The sequence below is a fragment of the Rhodanobacter denitrificans genome (assembly GCF_003335105.1).
GTDB classification, from domain to species: Bacteria; Pseudomonadota; Gammaproteobacteria; order Xanthomonadales; family Rhodanobacteraceae; genus Rhodanobacter; species Rhodanobacter denitrificans_A.
Genome location: NZ_QFWQ01000004.1, coordinates 180,461 through 198,502, shown reverse-complemented (window position 1 = coordinate 198,502; position 18,042 = coordinate 180,461). Strand labels below are relative to the sequence as shown.

Below are 18,042 nucleotides of genomic sequence, written 5' to 3'. Positions count from 1 at the left end.
TGTACCGCAAGACACCGGCAAAGTTCGGCGCCGGATGCATCGCCGGAAAAGAAAAGGCCCCTCCTTGACGGAAGGGCCTTTCGCCACGCGACAACCGCGCCTGGCTTACTTGCCGGCGCTGGCCGCCTTGGCCGGTGCCGCGGCAGTGCCGGCCGGAGCCGGTGCCGTGGCGGGAGCTGCCGGTGCACCGTCGAGGCTCGGCGGCTGCAGGCCGGCTTCCTGCTCGGGGGTCTTTTCCGGCGCATTGCTGATCGGCAGGTACACCGCGTACTTCGCATAGGTGGTGATGTTGCCGCCGGCGTCCTTCACTTCCGGCGTCACGATGAGGTCGTACGGGCGGTTGACCACATCGTCGAACTTGTAGCCGTGGGTCTGCGCATAGGCCTTGAGCATGTCGCGGGTCTGCGGCACGCCGGCGAAGGTGCCGTTCCAGATACCTTTCAGCGCGGCGCCGCCGAAGGCCAGCGTGGCGCGCACGTTGCCGTCCACCACCAGGCGACCGTAGCGGTCGCGGCTGCCGACGGCGACATTGCTGTCCGCAGCGGCGGCCGTGCTGCCGGCAGTAGCCGGTGCGGCGGCGTCGATCGACGGCGGAGCGGCCGCGGTCAGCTGCTCGGCATGACCGTTGACGGTCAGCGTGCTGGAGTCGATCGGATACGCCACGTCGAAGCTGAAGGTCTGGTCGCCGTAGTTGGTGGTGATCAGGATCCGCGAGCCGGTGACGTGCACACCCAGCTTCTTGGCGGCGGCCTGCACCTCGGTGTTCGCCTTGGCGACGGCGTCATCGACCGCCTCGATGCCGTTCTTGCGCTCGATCGAGGTGGACACCAGCAGCACCGGGGTCGGCTGGGTCTGCTCGATGTACGGAATCAGCTGGCTGTAGTCGATGTTGGGGACGCCCGCCAGCACGTTCTGCAGGTTGTTCAGGCTGAACTGGATGAACGAATCCGGATCGCCATGGATGTACAGGTTGGCGAAGCGGTTGACCAGGTTCCAGCCGTACGAGACGTCATACGACCAGGTCACCTGGGTCAGCTGACCGCGGCTGCCCTGGCGCTCCAGGTCCAACGTGAAATGCTTGTCCAGGCCGCGCCAGTTGTTGTCCAGGTTCCACACGATGCTGGCGTTCTTGGTGTTGCCGTCGATCTTGTCGAACTCCGGCGTGGAGCTGGCGACGGTCAGGCCGCCGTTGCCGAGCTTGGCGTCGGAGCTGGTCCAGCTGATCTCGGCGCCGGGGCCGTAGGACTTGCCGGAGAAGCTGAACTGCACGTTCGGGTCGAGCGAGCGCAGCACCGCGTAATCCGGCAGCCTGCGGTAGTTGTTGAGCACGTCATAGACCTGGCGCATGTCCTTGCCGATGACCAGCTGGCGCTCCACATGACCGCTACCGGGCATGACCACAGCTGCCAGGACACCGATCAATGCAACAATGACCAGGGCAACAAGAAATTCAAAGACACGCATCATTCCAGAGTTCTCCGAAGCGTCTTTACGCCATACCTGAAGTGTTGCCCCGGCCGCCACACAGGCCTGCCGGGAGGATTGGCCGGGGGTCGTGGCGGGGGGTCGGCAAACGCCGAAGCAACGGATGTTACTTGCTCGCGGGCTGGAACGCCATCGGCCCGCATCGACGGCTTCGCAGCGCCCGAAACGGGCCGCCGCAAGCCCTCCGGCGGCCGGAATGCGGCTCCCCCGCCGGCTCAGACGATGCCCATCTCCAGCGCCTTCAGCACGGCGCGCGTGCGATCGCGCACGCCCAGCTTGGAGAGGATGTTGGAGACATGGTTCTTCACCGTGCCCTCGGCGACCTTCAACGAGTTGGCAATTTCCTTGTTGCTGTAACCGCCGGAAAGCAGGCGCAGGATCTCGGTCTCGCGCTCGGTCAGCGGGTCGGGCTGCTCCAGGCTGGTGAACTGGTTCTGCATCCGTGCCACCCCGGCCATCAGGCGCTGGGTGACCATCGGCGCCACCAGCGAGCCGCCACCGGCCACCGTGCGCACGGCCTCGACCAGCTGCTCCAGCGAGACATCCTTCAGCAGGTAGCCGCGCGCCCCGGCCTTGAGGCCTTGCAGCACCAGTTGGTCGTCATCGAAGGTGGTCAGGATGATCGTCGGCGGCAGCTCGTTGCGGGCGGACAGCGCCTGCAGCACCTCCAGCCCGCTCATGTTCGGCATGCGCAGGTCCAGCAGCACCACATCGGGCTTGATCCGCGGGATGTCGGCCACCGCCTGGGTGCCGTCGGCGCACTCGGCCACCACGCGGATGTCCTCGGCCAGGTCCAGCAGCGAGCGGACGCCCTGGCGTACCAGATTCTGGTCGTCGACGAGACAAACGGAAATCATCGCGGATCCTCTGGCAAGCGTGACTCAAGGAAGTGAAGTGATGCTGACAGCCTGCGGGCGGGGCCGCTGCCGACACCGGCGCATTTTCGCACGCCGCGCGGGCCGCCAAGACTACGACACATTCAGCGCCGGCGGCTCAAACCGGGTCGGCGCGTGCGCCAGCGCCGTATGCTCGCCCAGCGGCAGCCGCACGGTCAGCGCAAAACCCTGGCTCATGCCGGTGTCCAGCGCCACGCTGCCGCCGAATTCGGCCAGCCGCTCGCGCATGCCGGACAGGCCGTTGCCTGGTTCGACCTGCTCGGCGCCGCGCCCGTCGTCGCGCGCATGCAGGCCGATCAGGTCGTCCGCGGCGTAGGCGAAGTTGAGCCACAGGTTGCGCGCGCCGGCGTGCCTGGCCGTATTGGTGATTATCTCCTGCGCGCAGCGCAGCAGCACCTGCGCGCGGCGCGGGTCCTCCACGCTGAAACGCGGAGGCATCACCACGTGCACGTTCAGACCCGGCACGCCCTCGGCGAGACTGCGCAACGCCTGGGTCAGGTCGATCGCGTCGTCCTGGCGCAACTCGCTGACCACCTCGCGCACGTCGGCCAGCAGCAGCTTGGCGGTGCTCTGCGCCTTGCGCACGTGCGCGTCGGCCGCCTCGTTGGTGAGGTGGCTGGCCACTTCCAGGTTCAGGCTCAATGCGGTCAGGTGATGGCCGATCAGGTCGTGCAGGTCGCGCGCGATGCGCATGCGTTCGGCGATCCGGCTGGATTCGGCCAGCAGCGCGCGGGTAGCCCGCAACTCGGCATTGAGCCGGCGCTGCACCTCGCGCTGCTCGGCCTGCTGGCTGGCCACCGTCGAGGTGATGAACACCAGCACCGAGATGCCCAGGTAGATGCTGGCCTGCAGGAAGCCCAACGCGACGCTGTGGTCGTACTCGGGGAACGTGGCGAAAACCGCCACCAGGCTCAGGTGCTGCAGCACCAGCCAGGACACCGCCAGCCAGAACGGCAGCAGCCACGGCAGCACCAGCGAGGCAACCACCATCAGCATCGCCGACAGCCCGCTGTGGCTGTACCAGCCCACCGCCACCGCCGCCGCCGTCATCAGGGCCAGCCCCAGCAGCTTCAGCACCGGATAGCGTCGCGAGCCGAGGTTGCTGGTCAGCAGCCAGTACATCAGGCCGAAGATCAGGTAGCACAGCGTCCACAGCAGCAGCGAGAAGTTCGGCCGCTGCAACTGGTTCAGCCGCTCGGTGGCCCAGTTGGTGATCAGCGGCGTGCCCACCGACAGGTAGGTGAAGAAGCCCGCGTAGCGGAGCAGGCGGATGTGGTTGAAGAAAGGCCAGCGCATGGCCGCATCATTGGCTGAACGCACATCCCGCGCAATGCGCGGGAAGTCATGGCCGTGGAGCCATCGACGCCTTTACGAAGCTTTTACATGTGCCCTTGCGAGATGTAAGGACCCCGGCCGCATGTCATAATGGGCCATTGCGCGAGGCCGCCGGTCGACCTTGTCCCGATTCCACCATTGCGGAGCAACGAATGGCCCTTGCCATCCGCGACGTGCGCGAGCACGACCTGGATGCCGTACTGGCGCTCAACAACGCCGCCGGTCGCTCCATCCTCGCCCTTGATACCGCCCAGCTGCGCTACTTCCACGAGCACGCCGAGTATTTCCGCGTGGCCGAGATCGACGGCCACCTGGCCGGCTTCCTGATCGCGCTGCGCGAGGGCGGCGATTACGAAAGCCCGAACTACCGCTGGTTTGCCGAGCACTATCCGCAGTTCGTCTACATCGACCGTATCGTGATCGCGAACGCCTATCGCCGCCACGGCCTGGGCCGCATCTTCTATTGCGACGTGCACAGCTACGCCGAGGTGCGCGTGCCGCTGCTCACCTGCGAGGTGTTCCTGGAGCCGCGCGACGACGTTGTGGTGCTGTTCCACGGCACCTACGGCTTCCAGGAAGTGGGCCAGCAGCGCATGGGCGAGCACGGTCCGCAGGTCAGCCTGCTGGCCCGCGACCTGCCCAGCTACGCCTACGTCCGCGACACCTGGCTCGAACACGGCGGCCTGCCTGAGGTGCCCTGGCTGGCCGAGCGCGAGCGCCCTTTCCGGCATGACTCCACCCCGCGCCGCCTCGCCGGAGAGCGGCGCCCGTGAATGCAAAAATGGATGCCAATGATGCTTGCGACCTGCGTTTCGGCCAGGTCGGCATTGCCTGCGTGCGCGTGCGCCGGGTCGACGCCGCCGCGTTGTGCGACGAACTCGAGCGCCGCGTGCGCGCCGCACCGCAGATGTTCGCCCGTGCCGCGGTGGTGCTGGACCTGAGCCACCTGCCCGCGTTGCCCGACGATGGCGCCGTCGACGCCCTGCTGGAAGCCGTGCGCAGCGCCGGCATGCTGCCGGTGGGCCTGGCCTACGGCACCAGCGAGACCGAGGCGCTGGCCAAACGCATGGGCCTGCCGCTGATCGCCAAGTTCCGCGCCGCCTACGAACCGGCCGCCGCGGCCGCCGGGGCGCCGGCAGCCGCGGTCGAGCCCGCCGCGCAGATCCAGCGCGAACCGATCCTGTCGGCGCCGGCGCCGGGCAGCATGCAGGGGACGCTGCACCATGCCGGTTCGGTGCGCTCGGGCCAGCAGGTCTACGCGCGCGACCGCGACCTGATCGTCACCGGCGCCGTCGCCAACGGCGCCGAGGTGATCGCCGACGGCAACATCCACATCTACGGCAGCCTGCGCGGCCGCGCCATGGCCGGCGCGCAGGGCGACGGCAAGGCGCGCATCTTCGTGTCCGACTTCCGTGCCGAACTGGTGGCGATCGCCGGGCAATACCGGGTGTTCGAGCAGATCCCCCGGGACCTCGATGGCCAGTCCGTGCAATGCTGGCTCGAAGGCGACAAGCTGTTGATCGCCAGGCTGTAACCCCTTACAACAAGAACAATCATGCGGAGATGGGCCCTTGACTGCTGAGATTATCGTTGTCACCTCCGGCAAAGGCGGCGTCGGCAAGACGACGACCAGCGCTTCCCTCGCCACCGGCCTGGCCATGGCCGGCAAGAAAGTCGCCGTGATCGACTTCGACGTCGGCCTGCGCAACCTCGACCTGATCATGGGCTGCGAGCGGCGCGTGGTGTACGACTTCGTCAACGTCGTCCACGGCGAAGCCACGCTGAAGCAGGCGCTGATCAGGGACAAGCGCCACGACAACCTGTTCGTGCTGGCCGCCAGCCAGACCCGCGACAAGGACGCGCTGACCCAGGAAGGCGTCGAGAAGGTGCTCGACGGCCTGTCCGAGGACGGCTTCGACTACGTGGTCTGCGACTCCCCGGCGGGCATCGAGAAAGGCGCCCACCTGGCGATGTACTTCGCCGACCATGCGGTGGTGGTGGTCAACCCGGAGGTTTCCTCGGTACGCGACTCCGACCGCATCCTCGGCCTGCTCGCCAGCAAGACCCGGCGCGCGGAGAAGGGCGACGGCCCGGTCATCCAGCACCTGCTGCTGACCCGCTACAACCCGGCGCGGGTGGCGATCGGCGAAATGCTCAGCGTGAAGGACGTCGAGGAGATCCTCGGCATCGAGGTGGTCGGCGTGATCCCCGAGTCGGAGAACGTGCTGACCGCCTCCAACAACGGCATCCCGGTTATCGTCGATGCCGCATCGCAGGCCGGCCAGGCCTACAGCGACACCGTGGCCCGCATCCTCGGCGAAGAGCGCCCCCTGCGCTTCATCGACGTGCCCAAGAAGGGCTTCCTGCAGCGCGTGTTCGGAGGTTGATCGCGATGGGTATTCTTGATTTCCTGAAGCGCAAGCCCGAGGCCACCGCCACGGTCGCACGGGAACGCCTGCGCATCATCGTGGCCCAGGAGCGCTCCACCCGCGGCGCGCCGGACTACCTGCCGATGATGCGCAACGAACTGCTCGAAGTGATCAAGAAATACGTTCACGTCGACCTCGATGCGATCAACATCAATTTCGAGCGCGACAGCGGCCACGAGATCCTCGAGCTTTCGGTCACCCTGCCGGAAGGCAAGCAGGCGCCCAAGAGCGAAGCCAAGACCGGCTGAGTCCCTGCCGCCGCGGCCTGTCCGCCGGGCGACCGACCCGCGTCGCCCGGCGCCCTCTCCATCGAAGCCACCTGCGCCCGACGCGCACGCCCATGCACCCCGACACTCCCCTTTCTCCCGGCGACCCGGCCGGCACCGTGCTGCGCGTGGGCCAGATCGGCTTCGTGGCGCCGGCCGCCCTGCTCGGCCGCTTCGGCCTGCAGCTGCAGCGGGTGGCGCCGGGCGAGCCGATCCCCGGCAGCTTCTGGGGCGACGAGGAAGCCGGCATCATCGGCAACACCGTCTATGCCCGCGACGACACCCCGGTGCATTCGCTGCTGCACGAAGCCGGCCACCTGATCGTGCTGCCGCCGGAAAGACGTCCAGACGTCCATACCGACGCCACCGACTCGATCGAGGAAGAGGACGCCACCTGCTTCCTGCAGATCGTGCTGGCCGACGAACTGCCCGGCGTGGGGCGCGCACGCCTGATGGCCGACATGGACGCCTGGGGCTATTCGTTCCGGCTCGGCTCGGCGCGTGCCTGGTTCGAGCAGGATGCAGCCAACGCCCGCGACTTCCTCCAGGCGCGCGGCCTGCCGCACTGACCGGGGCCGCTACTTCGCGTGCCAGTCGCCGTCGGCACCCTTGCCATACTTCTTCTTCACTGCCGCCCAGGCCACCTTGTGTGCGGCCTCCTCGCGCGACTCGCTGCCGCGCCGCTCATCCTTGTCGGCATATTCGTCCCAGGCGCTGTTGAACGCCTCCTTGTAGATCTCCTGCCCATGCTTCGGCACATGGCTGCGCACGGCGTCGGGCAGTTCGCTGATGGATGAGTACGGCATGGCTCGGACTCCGCAGCTGATGAAAGGATGCCGACAACCGTGGACCACGCGCGATCAAACCGCCGTCAACTTCATGTTGCCGCCGCCGTAACCACGGCACTCCGCTCAGAGCTTGTGAAGAAAACCACCTCCTGCGGTTTTCTTCTGTCGCGAGTCCGGTACACGTATGCATGCCATTCTTGGCATGCCCCCTACGGGCCAGCCTGCGGCTGTTCAAATCCGCTCCCGGCGGATTTGTCCGGACTCGCTCACATGAAACAGTCACTGACGTGACTGTTTCATGCCCGGCCATCCGTGGCCGGTCTGAGAGGTTGAAAAACTCACAACCTCTCAGCGACGTGAGACGTGCGGGTCGCCCGGCACATACCAGCGCCAGGGCTGCTCGACCGCCCGGCTGATGCCGACGCGCGCCGTGGCCACGGGAGCAGCGGGCGGCGGCACGCCGTCGTCGACGATGCTAAATCCGCCGGCGCCGTCGACCAGGTCGATGCCGTCCTGCGCGCGGCCGATGCCCATGGCCTGGCACAATCGTGCCGGCCCGCGGCACAGGTCGCGGTCGCTGCGGCAACCTGGCCGCGCCGCACGCATCGCGGCCAACCCGGTCAGCGGCGCCAGTGCGCGCAGCAACACCGCGACGCCTTCGCCCTCCTCGCCGCACACCGGGTTGCAGCACCAGTGAATGCCATAGGTGAAATACACATAGAGCAGCCCCGGTGCGCCGAACATCGTCGCATTGCGCGCCGTGCGGCCGCGCCAGGAATGCGCGGCCGCATCCGCCGCCCCGCAGTAGGCCTCGGTTTCCACGATGCGGCCGCTGCGGCCATCCGCGTTCAGCAACACCTTGTTCAGCAGGTCGGGGGCGACCGCGCGCGGGTCGCGCCGGTAGAACTCGCGATCCAGCGTTACGGCACGCTCAGCCATGCACACGCGGCCACACCGCGGGAGCCGACGCCCGCGCCACGCTCAGCCCGCCGACTTCGGCTGGTAGCTGCCCACGTCCGCGCGAAAACCGATCGCCAGACGGTTCCAGCCGTTGATGGTGATGATGGCCAGGGTGAGGTCGACCATCGACTTGTCGTCGAACTGCGCGTGCACCTCCTCGTACAGGGCCTCGGGCAGTTCATTCTTCGACACCAGGGTGACCGCCTCGGCCCAGGCCAGCGCGGCCCGCTCGCGTGCCGAGTAGAACGGCGCCTCTCGCCATGCCGCCAGCACGTGCAGGCGCTGCTCCGTCTCGCCGGCGGCACGCGCGTCCTTGCTGTGCATGTCCAGGCAGTAGGCGCAACCGTTGATCTGCGACACCCGCATCTTCACCAGCTCGATCAGCGAATGCTCCAGGCCGGAGCCGTGCACATACGTCTCCAGGCCCAGCATGGCCTTCAGGCCCGCGGGTGCCGCCCTGCGGTAGTCGATACGCTTGCTCATTGCAGACTCCTCGATGAAAAAACTGCTGCGCCGCTCAGCCGCGCTCGAACAGCCGCTGCGCGTCCGCGTAGGTGAAGGTGGCGACCAAACCGTCGAAGCGGCCGCTCCCGCGCAGCATCGTGGCAGCGTGATCCACGGCCGCCAGCGCCAGCGTGGCGAAGCGGGTGGCCGTGCTGACGCGGGCCACGCCGAGCCGGGCCAGCTCGGCCAGGTCGGGCATGCCGGCCCCAGCGGCCACGTTGACCGGGGCAGCGACCGCCTGCACCAGCGCGGCCAGCGTGGCGTGGTCGCCCAGCCCGATCGGATAGATGCCGTCGGCGCCCGCCGCCAGATAGGCCTGGGCACGCTGCACGGCATCGGCGAGCGGTGCGGCCGGATCGGCCGCGTGCTGCATCCAGTTGTCCACCCGCGCGTTGATCACGATCGGCACGCCAGCCGCGTCCGCCGCTCCGCGTGCGGCGCGGATACGGGCCGCGGCTTCCTCGACGGGTCGCAGCGGGCCGTGGCCGGGGCGGCCGTCCTCCAGGTTGATGCCCACCGCGCCGGCCGCGATCACGGCGCGCACCGTGGCGGCCACCGCCTCCGGCGTCTCGCCATAGCCGGTTTCGATATCCGCCGTCACCGGCAGCTCGACCACCCGCGTGATCCGCGCGATCGCCGCCAGCACCTCGGCCAGCGGCGCCCGTTCGCCGTCGGCGTAGCCGAGCGACCAGGCCATGCCGGCGCTGGTGGTGGCGATCGCGGCGAAGCCGCGTTGCGCGAACAGCCGCGCGCTGCCCGCATCCCATGCGTTCGGCAACAGCAGGATCGCCGTGCGGTCGTGCATCCTGCGGAACACCTGCGCCCGGTCGATCTGCACCTGCTTGTCCATGGCTTGCAACCCTCGTCCGTCGACGGCGGTGAAACACGCAGCGTACGCCGCTTGCGCCCCGCGCGGAAACTACTGAAAAATGGCCGCTTCCGGTGCCGGCAGCCCCACGCCGACGGCACGCCTTCCGAGAGAGAACCACCATGCTCCGAACCGCACGCCTCCTGATCGGCCTGGTCGCCGCGCTGACGCTGGGCAGCACCACGGCGGCCGCCGCCGACAGCGCCGCGGCGGACCAGGCCTTCATGCACCTGGCCGACGGCTACTTCGACAGCTACTACTTCCCGGCCAACCCCTCCACCGCCACCATCGACGGCATTCACGCCTACGACGACAAACTCGAGGGCTATACGCGCACCGACATCGAGGCCAACGTCAACGCACTCAGGCAATGGGAGCGGCGCGTGGCGGCGGTCGATCCCGCGCCGCTGGGCGAGCGCGTACGTGGCGATCGCGAGCTGGTGCTGAACAACATCCGCAGCACCCTGCTGACGCTGGAGACGATCCGGCCGTGGCAGAAGAACCCTGACATCTATTCCAGCGGCATCACCAGCAGCGCGTTCACCCTGATGGAACGCAAGTTCGCCCCGCCGGAAACCCGCCTGCGCGCGCTGATCGCACGCGAACGCCTGATGCCGGCAGTGCTTGCCGCGGCACGCCAGAATCTCGACAACCCACCGAAGATCTACGTGCAGATCGCGCTGGAACAGCTGCCGGGGCTGGTGCAGTTCTTCCGCAACGACGTGCCGGCGGCCTTCACCGCGGTCTCAGACGCGGAGCTGAAGCGGCAATTCGCCAGCAGCAACGCTGCCGTGATCCAGGCGCTGGAGGATTACCAGGCGTGGTTGAAGAGCGACGTGCTGCCGGGCGCGCACGGCGACTTCCGCATCGGCGCCGCCGCGTTCCGCGACAAGCTGAAGTACGACGAGATGGTCACCCTGCCGCTGGACCGGCTGCTCGCCATCGACATGGCCGACCTGCGCCAGAACCAGCGCCGCTTCGCCGAGGTGGCGCACCAGCTGGACCCGGCCAAGACCCCGCGTCAGGTGCTGGCGGAACTCGGCTCCGACTACCCTCCCCCGGACAAGCTGCTTGAGAGCTTCCGCGCCACCTTCGACCACCTGACTGCCTTCATCCGGCAGAAACGGATCATCACGATTCCCTCGGACGTGCGGCCGATCCTGGAGGAAACCCCCCCATTCATGCGCGCCACCACGTTCGCCTCGATGGACACGCCCGGGCCGTACGAGACCGTCGCCAAGGAGGCCTACTTCAACGTCACCCTGCCCGAGCCCGGCTGGAACAGCCAGCGCACGCAGGAGTTCATGGCGCAGTTCAACTATCCGGTGATCAGCTCCGTCGCCACCCACGAGGCCTATCCCGGCCACTACATCCAGTTCCTATGGATGCAGCGCCTCGATGACCGCGTGCGCAAGCTGCTCGGCGCCAACACCAATATCGAGGGCTGGGCGCACTACTGCGAGCAGATGATGCTGGACGCGGGGCTGGCGCAGTTCGAGTTCCCGCACGACCGACGCCAGCAATTGCTGCTGCGGCTCGGCCAGCTGCAGGATGCCCTGCTGCGCAACGCGCGCTTCGTGGTCGGCATCAAGCTGCACACCGGGCAGATGACGATGGAGCAGGCGGTCGACTTCTTCGTCAACGAGGGCTACCAGTCGCGTGCCGTCGGCGAGGTCGAAACCAAGCGCGGCACGGCCGATCCCACCTACCTGTACTACACGCTGGGCAAGCTGCAGATCCTGAAGCTGCGCGCCGATCTCGAGGCACGGCAGGGCAAGGACTTCAACCTGATGGCGTTCCACGACGGCTTCATGCAGCAGGGTTCCGCGCCGATCAGCATCGTGCGCCGGGCGATGCTGCACGACGACTCGCCCACCCTGTAGGGATACCGCCACCCGATCGCAGGTGCCGCCGATACCATTCGCGCGGCACTGGCCGGGCGCGGCATCACGGCCTAGAGTCGGCGCAGACGAACCGGACGACGGAGGGCGCCATGGCCACGCGCAGGCTCGTGCTGCTGTTCGACGGCACCTGGAACAAGCCCGAATCGAACACCAACGTGGAGCGCCTGCGCCGGCTGGTGGCACCGCGCGACGACGCCGGCAACGCACAGCTGGTCAACTACATCCCCGGCGTGGGCGTGAAGCCCGGGCTGACCCATCTGCTCGGCGGCGCGTTCGGTTACGGCCTGTCCGACAACGTGCTCGATGGTTACCGCTGGCTGTGCGAGACCTGGCAGCCCGGCGACCTGCTCTACCTGTTCGGCTTCAGCCGCGGCGCCTACACCGCACGCAGCCTCGGCGGCCTGATCCGCAAGTGCGGCCTGCTCCGCTGCGACACGCGCGGCGGCGTGGCCAGGGCCGACGTTTCCGCGGCCTACGCGTTCTACCGCGATACCCTCTGCAAGCCCGACGACCCGGCCGCGGTGGCATTCCGCGCCAGCCATTCGATCGTGATCGACATCCACTTCATCGGCGTGTGGGATACCGTCGGCTCGCTCGGCATCCCCTGCACCGCCTCGTGGTTTCCCTTTGCGCGCAAGCGCTACCAGTTCCACGACACCGAACTCAGCAAGATCGTGAAATACGCCTACCAGGCGCTGGCGCTGGACGAGCACCGCGCCGACTTCGCGCCCACGGTATGGACACGCAACCCGTACACGGTGAAGCCCGGCGAGACGCTGACCTCGAAGAAGCTCGAGCAGATCGAGATCGAACAGCGCTGGTTCATCGGTTCGCACTCCGATGTCGGCGGCGGCAACGAGCGCGACGGCGCCGGCCGCCGGCCCGATCCGCTGCCCGACCTGCCGCTGGCATGGCTGCAGCACAAGGCAATCGACGCTGGCCTGGGCTGCCGCGAACTGCTGGTGCCATCGGCCGACGCCGAAAGCGGCGTGCCGCGCAATTCGTACCGAGAGTTCATGGCCGGCATCTACAAGGAATTCGAGCCGCCGTTCGACCGCCTGCTCGGCACCGGCGTCAACGAGAAGATCGACGCCTCGGTATGGCAACGCTGGCTCGCCGACGGCAGCTACCGTTCACCGTCGCTGGTCCGGGCGCTGGCCGATGCCTCCGTGCTGATACCGGCGGAATCGGCGTTGGGCGTCGCGGCGCCGACGCCGGCCTCACCGGCCTGATCCAGCGCGCTCGTTTCAGCGCGGCTCGGCGATTTCCGCCTGCATCGCCGCCGTCCCGGTGTCGGCCAGCGGTTGCTCCAGCGGATAGCGCGTGATGCGGTGATACCACCACCACGCCAGCGCGCCGAGCAGGGTCAGCGCCGACGCGCCCAGTGCCAGATGCAGCATGCTCGCCGACAGCAACGGCGACATCACCCCGGCCACGAAACTGCACAGCAGCAGGCTGGCGAACGCCTGCACCGAGGAAATTCCGCCGCGACGGTGCGGGAAGCGATCCAGCAGCAACAGCGTGAGGGTCGGGAACGCCAGCTGCACGCCGATGCCGTGCAGGATCAGCGGCAGCATCGACCACGGCAACCGCGGCACCGGGAGCAGCAGCGCCAGCAGCAGGTGCGCCGCGCACGCCAGCAGCATCACCGCATAACCCAGGCTCACCGTGAACTTCGCGCTGTGCCGCTCGGCCATCCGCCCGGACAGCCAGGCGCCGCCGATCAGGCCGCTCACCACCGGCAGGAACAGCCATGGAAAGCCCTGCGCCGACAGCTGCAGCAGCCCCCGCACGATATGCGGCGCCGAGGCGATGTACAGGAACAGCCCGGCGAAATTGACCGAGCTGGAAACCAGCAGCGGCCAGAACAGCCGGTCGCGGCCAAAGGCGAGGTAGCCGGCCAGCAGCGGCCGCGGCGCAAATCGCGTGCGCCGCGCTGGTGGATGGGTTTCGTCCAGGAACAGCTGCAGGGCCAGCGCCAGCAGCACGGTGAACGCGGCCAGCAGCCAGAAGATGCCGTGCCAGCCACCCAGCGGCAGCAGCAGCGCGCCGACCATCGGCGCGATCACCGGCGCCACCCCGAAGATCATCATCACCTGCGACATCAGCCGTTGCGCGGCCGCTCCTTCCAGGCTGTCGCGGATCACCGCCCGGCCCACCACCAGTCCGGCGCCGGCGCACATGCCCTGCAGGCCGCGGCAGGCCAGCAGCATCGCGAACGAGGTGGACGTCGCCGCGCCCACCGACGCCAGCGCATACACCAGCAGGCCGGCGACGACCACCGGCTTGCGCCCGACCGCGTCGGAGATCGCGCCATGGAACAGGCTCATCGCGGCATAGGTGACCAGGTACACGCTGATCAGCTGCTGCAGCGCCGCGGCGTCCACGCCGAAGCGCGCGCCGACCAGCGGAAACGCCGGGAACACCGCGTCGATCGAGAACGGCCCGATCATCGACAGCGCGGCCAGCAGCCAGGGGAGGCTGCGGCGCACGGGACGATGGGCTGGGCTCATGGCGGCACGGTGGCTGCGAGGGGCCGCGCAGTATAGAGCCGCTGCGCTTGACGATCGACCGGCCCGATCCATTAGGATGGCCGCTCGGAGATGGCATGCCTCCCGTTCCGGCACCTTCGAGCCGGGACAAACCGCTACTCGCGATCCCGCGTTGAAGCTGATGATGCCTGCACCTCCGGTTCCCGGCGGCGCAGGCGCGCCTGCCGCCGCGGCAACCGGACACTTTCACTGTCGGGAGGCACGCACGTGGGTTTGAACGGATTTGTGGCAATCGGTGTCGGCGGCGCCCTGGGCTGCTGGCTGCGCTGGGGTCTGGGCGTGCTGCTCAACCCCGTCTTCCCTACCCTGCCGCTGGGCACGCTGGCGGCGAACCTCGCCGGCGGCCTGCTGATGGGCTGCGTGATGGGTCTGTTCGACCACTTCCAGACGCTGTCGCCGGCGCTGCGGCTGTTCGTGTTCACCGGCTTCCTCGGCGGGCTGACCACGTTCTCCACCTTCTCGGCCGAGTCGGCCACCCTGCTGCTGCGCCAGCAGTACCTGTGGTTCAGCGGCCACGTGGCCGTGCATGTGGCCGGCTCGCTGGCGATGACCGTGCTCGGCATCGCCCTCACCCGCAGCCTCTTGCGCCACTGACCGGGAGCACCGCATGAACCAGGAAAACCTGCAGCAAGGCGTGCACCTGTATTTCTACTGCCACTCGCGCGCGAAGCACGACGGCATGCTGCTTTCCGAGTGGCTGCTGGAACAGGCCAGGGCCCACGGCCTGGGTGGCGGCTCGATATTCCGCGCGATCGCCGGCTTCGGCCGGCATGGCGTGCTGCACGAGGAGCAGTTCTTCGAGCTGGCCGACGACCTGCCGGTCAGGATCGAGTTCCTGCTGCGCGAGGAACAGGCCGAGCTGCTGCTGCAGCTGGTGCGGCGCGCCGGCGTCGACGCAACGTATGCATATTCGCCGGCAAGCTTTGCGGTGCTGGGCGGACACTGATCGCGGATCCATCCATTGACGAGGCGCGCATGAGCCAGGACGACCTGAAGAATCGTGCCAGCGAGCTGCTCGAACAGGCCGGTATCCGCATCGACGGCGACGCCCCGACCGACCTGCGCGTGCACGACGAACGCCTGTACGCCCGCGTGTTCGCGCACGGTTCGCTCGGCCTGGGCGAGGCCTATATGGACGGCTGGTGGGATGCCGACGACCTGCCCGCGCTGTTCGCCCGCCTGCTCACAGCCGGGCTGGACCAGGAACTGAAGACGCTCGATACCCTGCTCGCCCACCTCAAGGCGCGCTTCATCAACCTGCAGCGCGGCGAGCGCGCGTTCGAGATCGGCAAGGTCCACTACGACCTCGGCAACGACCTGTTCCACGCCATGCTGGGCAAGCGCCTGGTGTATTCCTGCGGCTACTGGGCCAAGGCCGGCAACCTCGACGACGCACAGGCGGCCAAGCTCGACCTGGTCTGCCGCAAGCTGCAGCTGAAGACCGGCCAGCGTGTGCTGGACATCGGCTGCGGCTGGGGCGAGGCGCTGAAGTACGCGGCCGAACACTACGGCGTCGAGGGCGTCGGCATCACCGTGTCGCAGCAACAGGCCGATTACGCGCGCGAGCTGTGCAGCGGGCTGCCGATCGAGATCCGCCTGCAGGACTACCGCGAGGTCAACGAGCAGTTCGACGCGGTGTATTCGATCGGCATGTTCGAGCACGTCGGCGGCAAGAACTACCGCACCTACTTCGAGACGGTGCGCCGCTGCCTCAAGGACGACGGCCTGTCGCTGCTGCACTGCATCGGCAGCAATGGTGCGCCGGCGCAGCCCGATCCGTGGATCGAGAAGTACATCTTCCCGAACTCGATGATCCCCTCCGCCAGCCAGGTCGCCACCGCGCTGGAGGACCTGTTCGTGGTCGAGGACTGGCACAACTTCGGCGCCGACTACGACCGCACCCTGAGCGCATGGCGCGCCAACGTCGAAGCCGCCTGGCCCAGCCTGCCGGCCAGCTACGACGAACGCTTCCGGCGCATGTGGCGCTACTACCTCGCCGTCTCCGCCGCGGTGTTCCGCAGCCGCCGCGACCAGCTGTGGCAACTCACCCTGAGCCCGCACGGCGTGCCCGGCGGGTATCGCGTGCCGCGCTGAGGGGTCCGCAGTCGCTAGGCGAAGAAACGTCACATGGCCGGTTCCGGTCCCGCCCGAACGGCGGCAGCATGGCGATGTAGGATGGCCGGCCGGGGTATTTCGAGACGGTGACCGGGTCTGCGAGGTGACATGACACGGCGCGTCGAAATGCTGCGAGATCAGGCGGCGAGGTCGGGCTGCGCAGGGCAAGCGAAAGCGTTGATTTCAAGGACGACGGCCGGAGAAGGGACGCCGCCGACACGCGATAGGTTGCGGGATTAGACTGCAGTTTGAAATCTAATAAGAGTTAGACTCAATGAGCAATCATCTGGCCCGCCCCCGGATCTTAAGCACCTCACGCCTATGACCATAACCGCGTTTTCCGAATAGATCATCCACCACAAGGACCTAACGTGAAACTGAGTTGGCTGTGCGTGCTGCTGGCGATGACGATCGGGCTGAGCGGCTGCATTCAAAATCATCAGGCGCGACCAACGCTACCTTACTCACAAGGCGATACGTTCATCGTCCTTGGGGTCTCCGACAGGGTTAGATTGTCAGTGTTCAAGGGCGAGCGTGATGACTCGTCGTGGAATTGCACGGGACTCATCAATGTCGCGAATGTATGGTCGGAAAATAACTTTATCGTACTCAAGCTCAAGCCACGCGTTGGAACTGAGGACTATGGCATCGGCCAAATCTTGCCCGAAGGCATCGGCGGCAAAAGCTTTGTGGTCGGGAAAGGGGTCGGTGTTCCAACCTTTCACTCGCACCCGGGCGTGGTCACCTTCGTCGGTTCGATCAAGATTTTCCAACGAGATGGTCGCTTCGGCATCGTTCGAGATCCGTCGATCACCGTTGACGATGCCCGCGCATATCTTTCTCGGGAGTACCCCAATCTTCCGAAGGACATCAATGTGGACTATCTCAAGATGATGCCCGCCAAGGGTGGCTGCTGAAGAACTGCCCAAATAACGGCAAATAACGGGACGGAGGAAATTAAGTCGGCTCTTGGCATCTCCCCCCACAGCCTGAAACCCTCCCCGTCACCCCCAGGATTGAACAACTGCCGTCCTGCCGCGACACTCCCCGCATGAAGCCCTCGCTCACCCTGCGCCTGCTCGCCTGCCTTGCCCTGCTGTTCGCCTGCACTTCGGTGCTGGCGAAACCGGCCCTGTGGGTGGTGAGGAACGCCGACACCACGATCTACCTATTCGGCACCGTACACCTGCTGCCGAACGATGCCAGCTGGCATTACCCGGCGCTGGACCGCGCGCTCTCGGACAGCCGGACGCTGTATATCGAGCTAGTCGACGACGATGCGGCGAACATGGCCGCGCTGGTGCTGCGCCACGGCATGGACCCGACGCACCCGCTGTCGACCCAGCTCGGCGAGGCGGATGCGCAGCGGCTGCGCATCCTCGCGAACAAGGCCGGCGTACCCGGCGGCATGCAGACGCTGGACATGATGCGCCCGTGGCTGGCGGCGCTGACGCTCACCGTGTCGCCGCTGCTGAAGGCCGGGCTCGATCCGGAGCATGGCGTGGACAAGCAGCTGAAGGCGCAGGCATCCGCGGTCGGCAAACCGGTGCTGGGGCTGGAAACCGCCGAGCAGCAGATCCGCCTGCTCGCCGACATGCCGCGCCCGGTGGAACTGGATTTCCTGCGCTCGACCATGCGCGAGGCGGCGGACGACTCGGCCAAGCTCACCGAGCTGATCGACGCCTGGAAGGCCGGCGACGTGGATGCCATCGCCCGCATCGGCAACGACGACATGCGCCGGCGCGAGCCGAAGCTGTACCAGCTGCTGCTGGTACAGCGCAACGAGGCATGGGCAACGAAGATCGCCACGATGCTGCAGCAGCCCGGCACCGTCTTCATCGCGGTCGGCGCCGCCCACCTGGCCGGGCCGGACAGCGTGCAGGCGCAGTTGCGGCAGCTGGGCATCGAGACGGTGCGCCAGTAGACACCGCCTGCCCCGC

At 67.5% G+C, this 18,042-nt stretch carries 20 protein-coding genes and 1 riboswitch; of the genes, 12 read left to right on the top strand and 8 right to left on the bottom strand.

What is annotated here, in order from left to right:
* Positions 1-105 precede the first annotated feature (105 nt).
* From DEO45_RS06670 to DEO45_RS06660, 3 genes are all read right to left on the bottom strand, one after another.
* Positions 106-1,467 carry a polyketide cyclase gene (locus DEO45_RS06670; protein ID WP_114341512.1) on the bottom strand — a complete coding sequence of 454 codons (1,362 nt, stop codon included), beginning with the start codon at positions 1,465-1,467 and terminating at the stop codon, positions 106-108.
* Between the two features lie 233 nt (positions 1,468-1,700).
* Positions 1,701-2,342 (bottom strand): response regulator, encoded by a 642-nt coding sequence (locus DEO45_RS06665; protein WP_068097004.1) that lies wholly within the window; start codon positions 2,340-2,342, stop codon positions 1,701-1,703.
* Positions 2,343-2,453: 111 nt separating this feature from the next.
* Positions 2,454-3,677, bottom strand: a complete 1,224-nt coding sequence (locus DEO45_RS06660) for a sensor histidine kinase (RefSeq protein WP_114341511.1) — start codon at positions 3,675-3,677, stop codon at positions 2,454-2,456.
* A gap of 191 nt (positions 3,678-3,868) precedes the next feature.
* On the opposite strand from DEO45_RS06660, the gene DEO45_RS06655 reads away from it, so the two are divergent.
* From DEO45_RS06655 to DEO45_RS06635, 5 genes are all read left to right on the top strand, one after another.
* Positions 3,869-4,489 carry a GNAT family N-acetyltransferase gene (locus DEO45_RS06655; protein ID WP_114341510.1) on the top strand — a complete coding sequence of 207 codons (621 nt, stop codon included), beginning with the start codon at positions 3,869-3,871 and terminating at the stop codon, positions 4,487-4,489.
* A gap of 8 nt (positions 4,490-4,497) precedes the next feature.
* Positions 4,498-5,250 carry a septum site-determining protein MinC gene (gene minC, locus DEO45_RS06650; protein ID WP_428992428.1) on the top strand — a complete coding sequence of 251 codons (753 nt, stop codon included), beginning with the start codon at positions 4,498-4,500 and terminating at the stop codon, positions 5,248-5,250.
* A gap of 37 nt (positions 5,251-5,287) precedes the next feature.
* A complete protein-coding gene (minD, locus tag DEO45_RS06645; protein ID WP_114341508.1) occupies positions 5,288-6,103 on the top strand; it encodes a septum site-determining protein MinD in 816 nt (271 codons plus the stop codon).
* A gap of 5 nt (positions 6,104-6,108) precedes the next feature.
* Complete coding sequence (gene minE / locus DEO45_RS06640) at positions 6,109-6,393, top strand: cell division topological specificity factor MinE (RefSeq protein WP_114341885.1); 285 nt, start codon at positions 6,109-6,111, stop codon at positions 6,391-6,393.
* Positions 6,394-6,485: 92 nt separating this feature from the next.
* Positions 6,486-6,980 (top strand): hypothetical protein, encoded by a 495-nt coding sequence (locus DEO45_RS06635; protein WP_114341507.1) that lies wholly within the window; start codon positions 6,486-6,488, stop codon positions 6,978-6,980.
* 9 nt (positions 6,981-6,989) lie between these two features.
* Here the strand turns inward: DEO45_RS06635 and DEO45_RS06630 are convergent, their stop codons facing one another.
* The 4 genes from DEO45_RS06630 to DEO45_RS06615 form a co-directional block, all read right to left on the bottom strand.
* The gene (locus DEO45_RS06630; protein ID WP_114341506.1) at positions 6,990-7,217 is read right to left on the bottom strand and encodes a ChaB family protein; all 228 of its coding nucleotides are present in this window, start codon (positions 7,215-7,217) and stop codon (positions 6,990-6,992) included.
* Between the two features lie 330 nt (positions 7,218-7,547).
* Positions 7,548-8,138, bottom strand: a complete 591-nt coding sequence (locus DEO45_RS06625) for a DNA-3-methyladenine glycosylase (protein ID WP_114341505.1) — start codon at positions 8,136-8,138, stop codon at positions 7,548-7,550.
* Positions 8,139-8,180: 42 nt separating this feature from the next.
* Positions 8,181-8,642 carry a carboxymuconolactone decarboxylase family protein gene (locus tag DEO45_RS06620; protein ID WP_114341504.1) on the bottom strand — a complete coding sequence of 154 codons (462 nt, stop codon included), beginning with the start codon at positions 8,640-8,642 and terminating at the stop codon, positions 8,181-8,183.
* A gap of 34 nt (positions 8,643-8,676) precedes the next feature.
* The gene (locus tag DEO45_RS06615) at positions 8,677-9,513 is read right to left on the bottom strand and encodes an isocitrate lyase/PEP mutase family protein (protein WP_114341503.1); all 837 of its coding nucleotides are present in this window, start codon (positions 9,511-9,513) and stop codon (positions 8,677-8,679) included.
* A gap of 140 nt (positions 9,514-9,653) precedes the next feature.
* Here DEO45_RS06615 and DEO45_RS06610 point away from each other — a divergent pair, with 140 nt between their 5' ends.
* Positions 9,654-11,414, top strand: coding sequence for a DUF885 domain-containing protein (locus DEO45_RS06610; RefSeq protein ID WP_114341502.1), 1,761 nt, complete (start codon positions 9,654-9,656; stop codon positions 11,412-11,414).
* A 110-nt stretch (positions 11,415-11,524) separates the two neighbouring features.
* Positions 11,525-12,667 (top strand): DUF2235 domain-containing protein, encoded by a 1,143-nt coding sequence (locus DEO45_RS06605; RefSeq protein ID WP_114341501.1) that lies wholly within the window; start codon positions 11,525-11,527, stop codon positions 12,665-12,667.
* Positions 12,668-12,682: 15 nt separating this feature from the next.
* Here the strand turns inward: DEO45_RS06605 and DEO45_RS06600 are convergent, their stop codons facing one another.
* Positions 12,683-13,948, bottom strand: coding sequence for a multidrug effflux MFS transporter (locus DEO45_RS06600; RefSeq protein WP_114341500.1), 1,266 nt, complete (start codon positions 13,946-13,948; stop codon positions 12,683-12,685).
* 77 nt (positions 13,949-14,025) lie between these two features.
* Positions 14,026-14,125: riboswitch (Fluoride riboswitch) on the top strand.
* 69 nt (positions 14,126-14,194) lie between these two features.
* On the opposite strand from DEO45_RS06600, the gene crcB reads away from it, so the two are divergent.
* The 5 genes from crcB to DEO45_RS06575 all read left to right on the top strand — a co-directional run bounded on the left by crcB (position 14,195) and on the right by DEO45_RS06575 (position 18,026).
* Positions 14,195-14,581, top strand: a complete 387-nt coding sequence (crcB, locus tag DEO45_RS06595; RefSeq protein WP_114341499.1) for a fluoride efflux transporter CrcB — start codon at positions 14,195-14,197, stop codon at positions 14,579-14,581.
* A gap of 13 nt (positions 14,582-14,594) precedes the next feature.
* Positions 14,595-14,933 carry a DUF190 domain-containing protein gene (locus tag DEO45_RS06590; protein ID WP_114341498.1) on the top strand — a complete coding sequence of 113 codons (339 nt, stop codon included), beginning with the start codon at positions 14,595-14,597 and terminating at the stop codon, positions 14,931-14,933.
* A 14-nt stretch (positions 14,934-14,947) separates the two neighbouring features.
* Positions 14,948-16,081: a cyclopropane fatty acyl phospholipid synthase gene (cfa, locus tag DEO45_RS06585; RefSeq protein WP_262982187.1), complete on the top strand. Its 1,134-nt coding sequence runs from the start codon at positions 14,948-14,950 to the stop codon at positions 16,079-16,081.
* A gap of 392 nt (positions 16,082-16,473) precedes the next feature.
* A complete protein-coding gene (locus tag DEO45_RS06580) occupies positions 16,474-17,019 on the top strand; it encodes a hypothetical protein (RefSeq protein WP_223250807.1) in 546 nt (181 codons plus the stop codon).
* A 134-nt stretch (positions 17,020-17,153) separates the two neighbouring features.
* Complete coding sequence (locus tag DEO45_RS06575; RefSeq protein ID WP_114341496.1) at positions 17,154-18,026, top strand: TraB/GumN family protein; 873 nt, start codon at positions 17,154-17,156, stop codon at positions 18,024-18,026.
* The last annotated feature ends 16 nt before the right edge of the window (positions 18,027-18,042 follow it).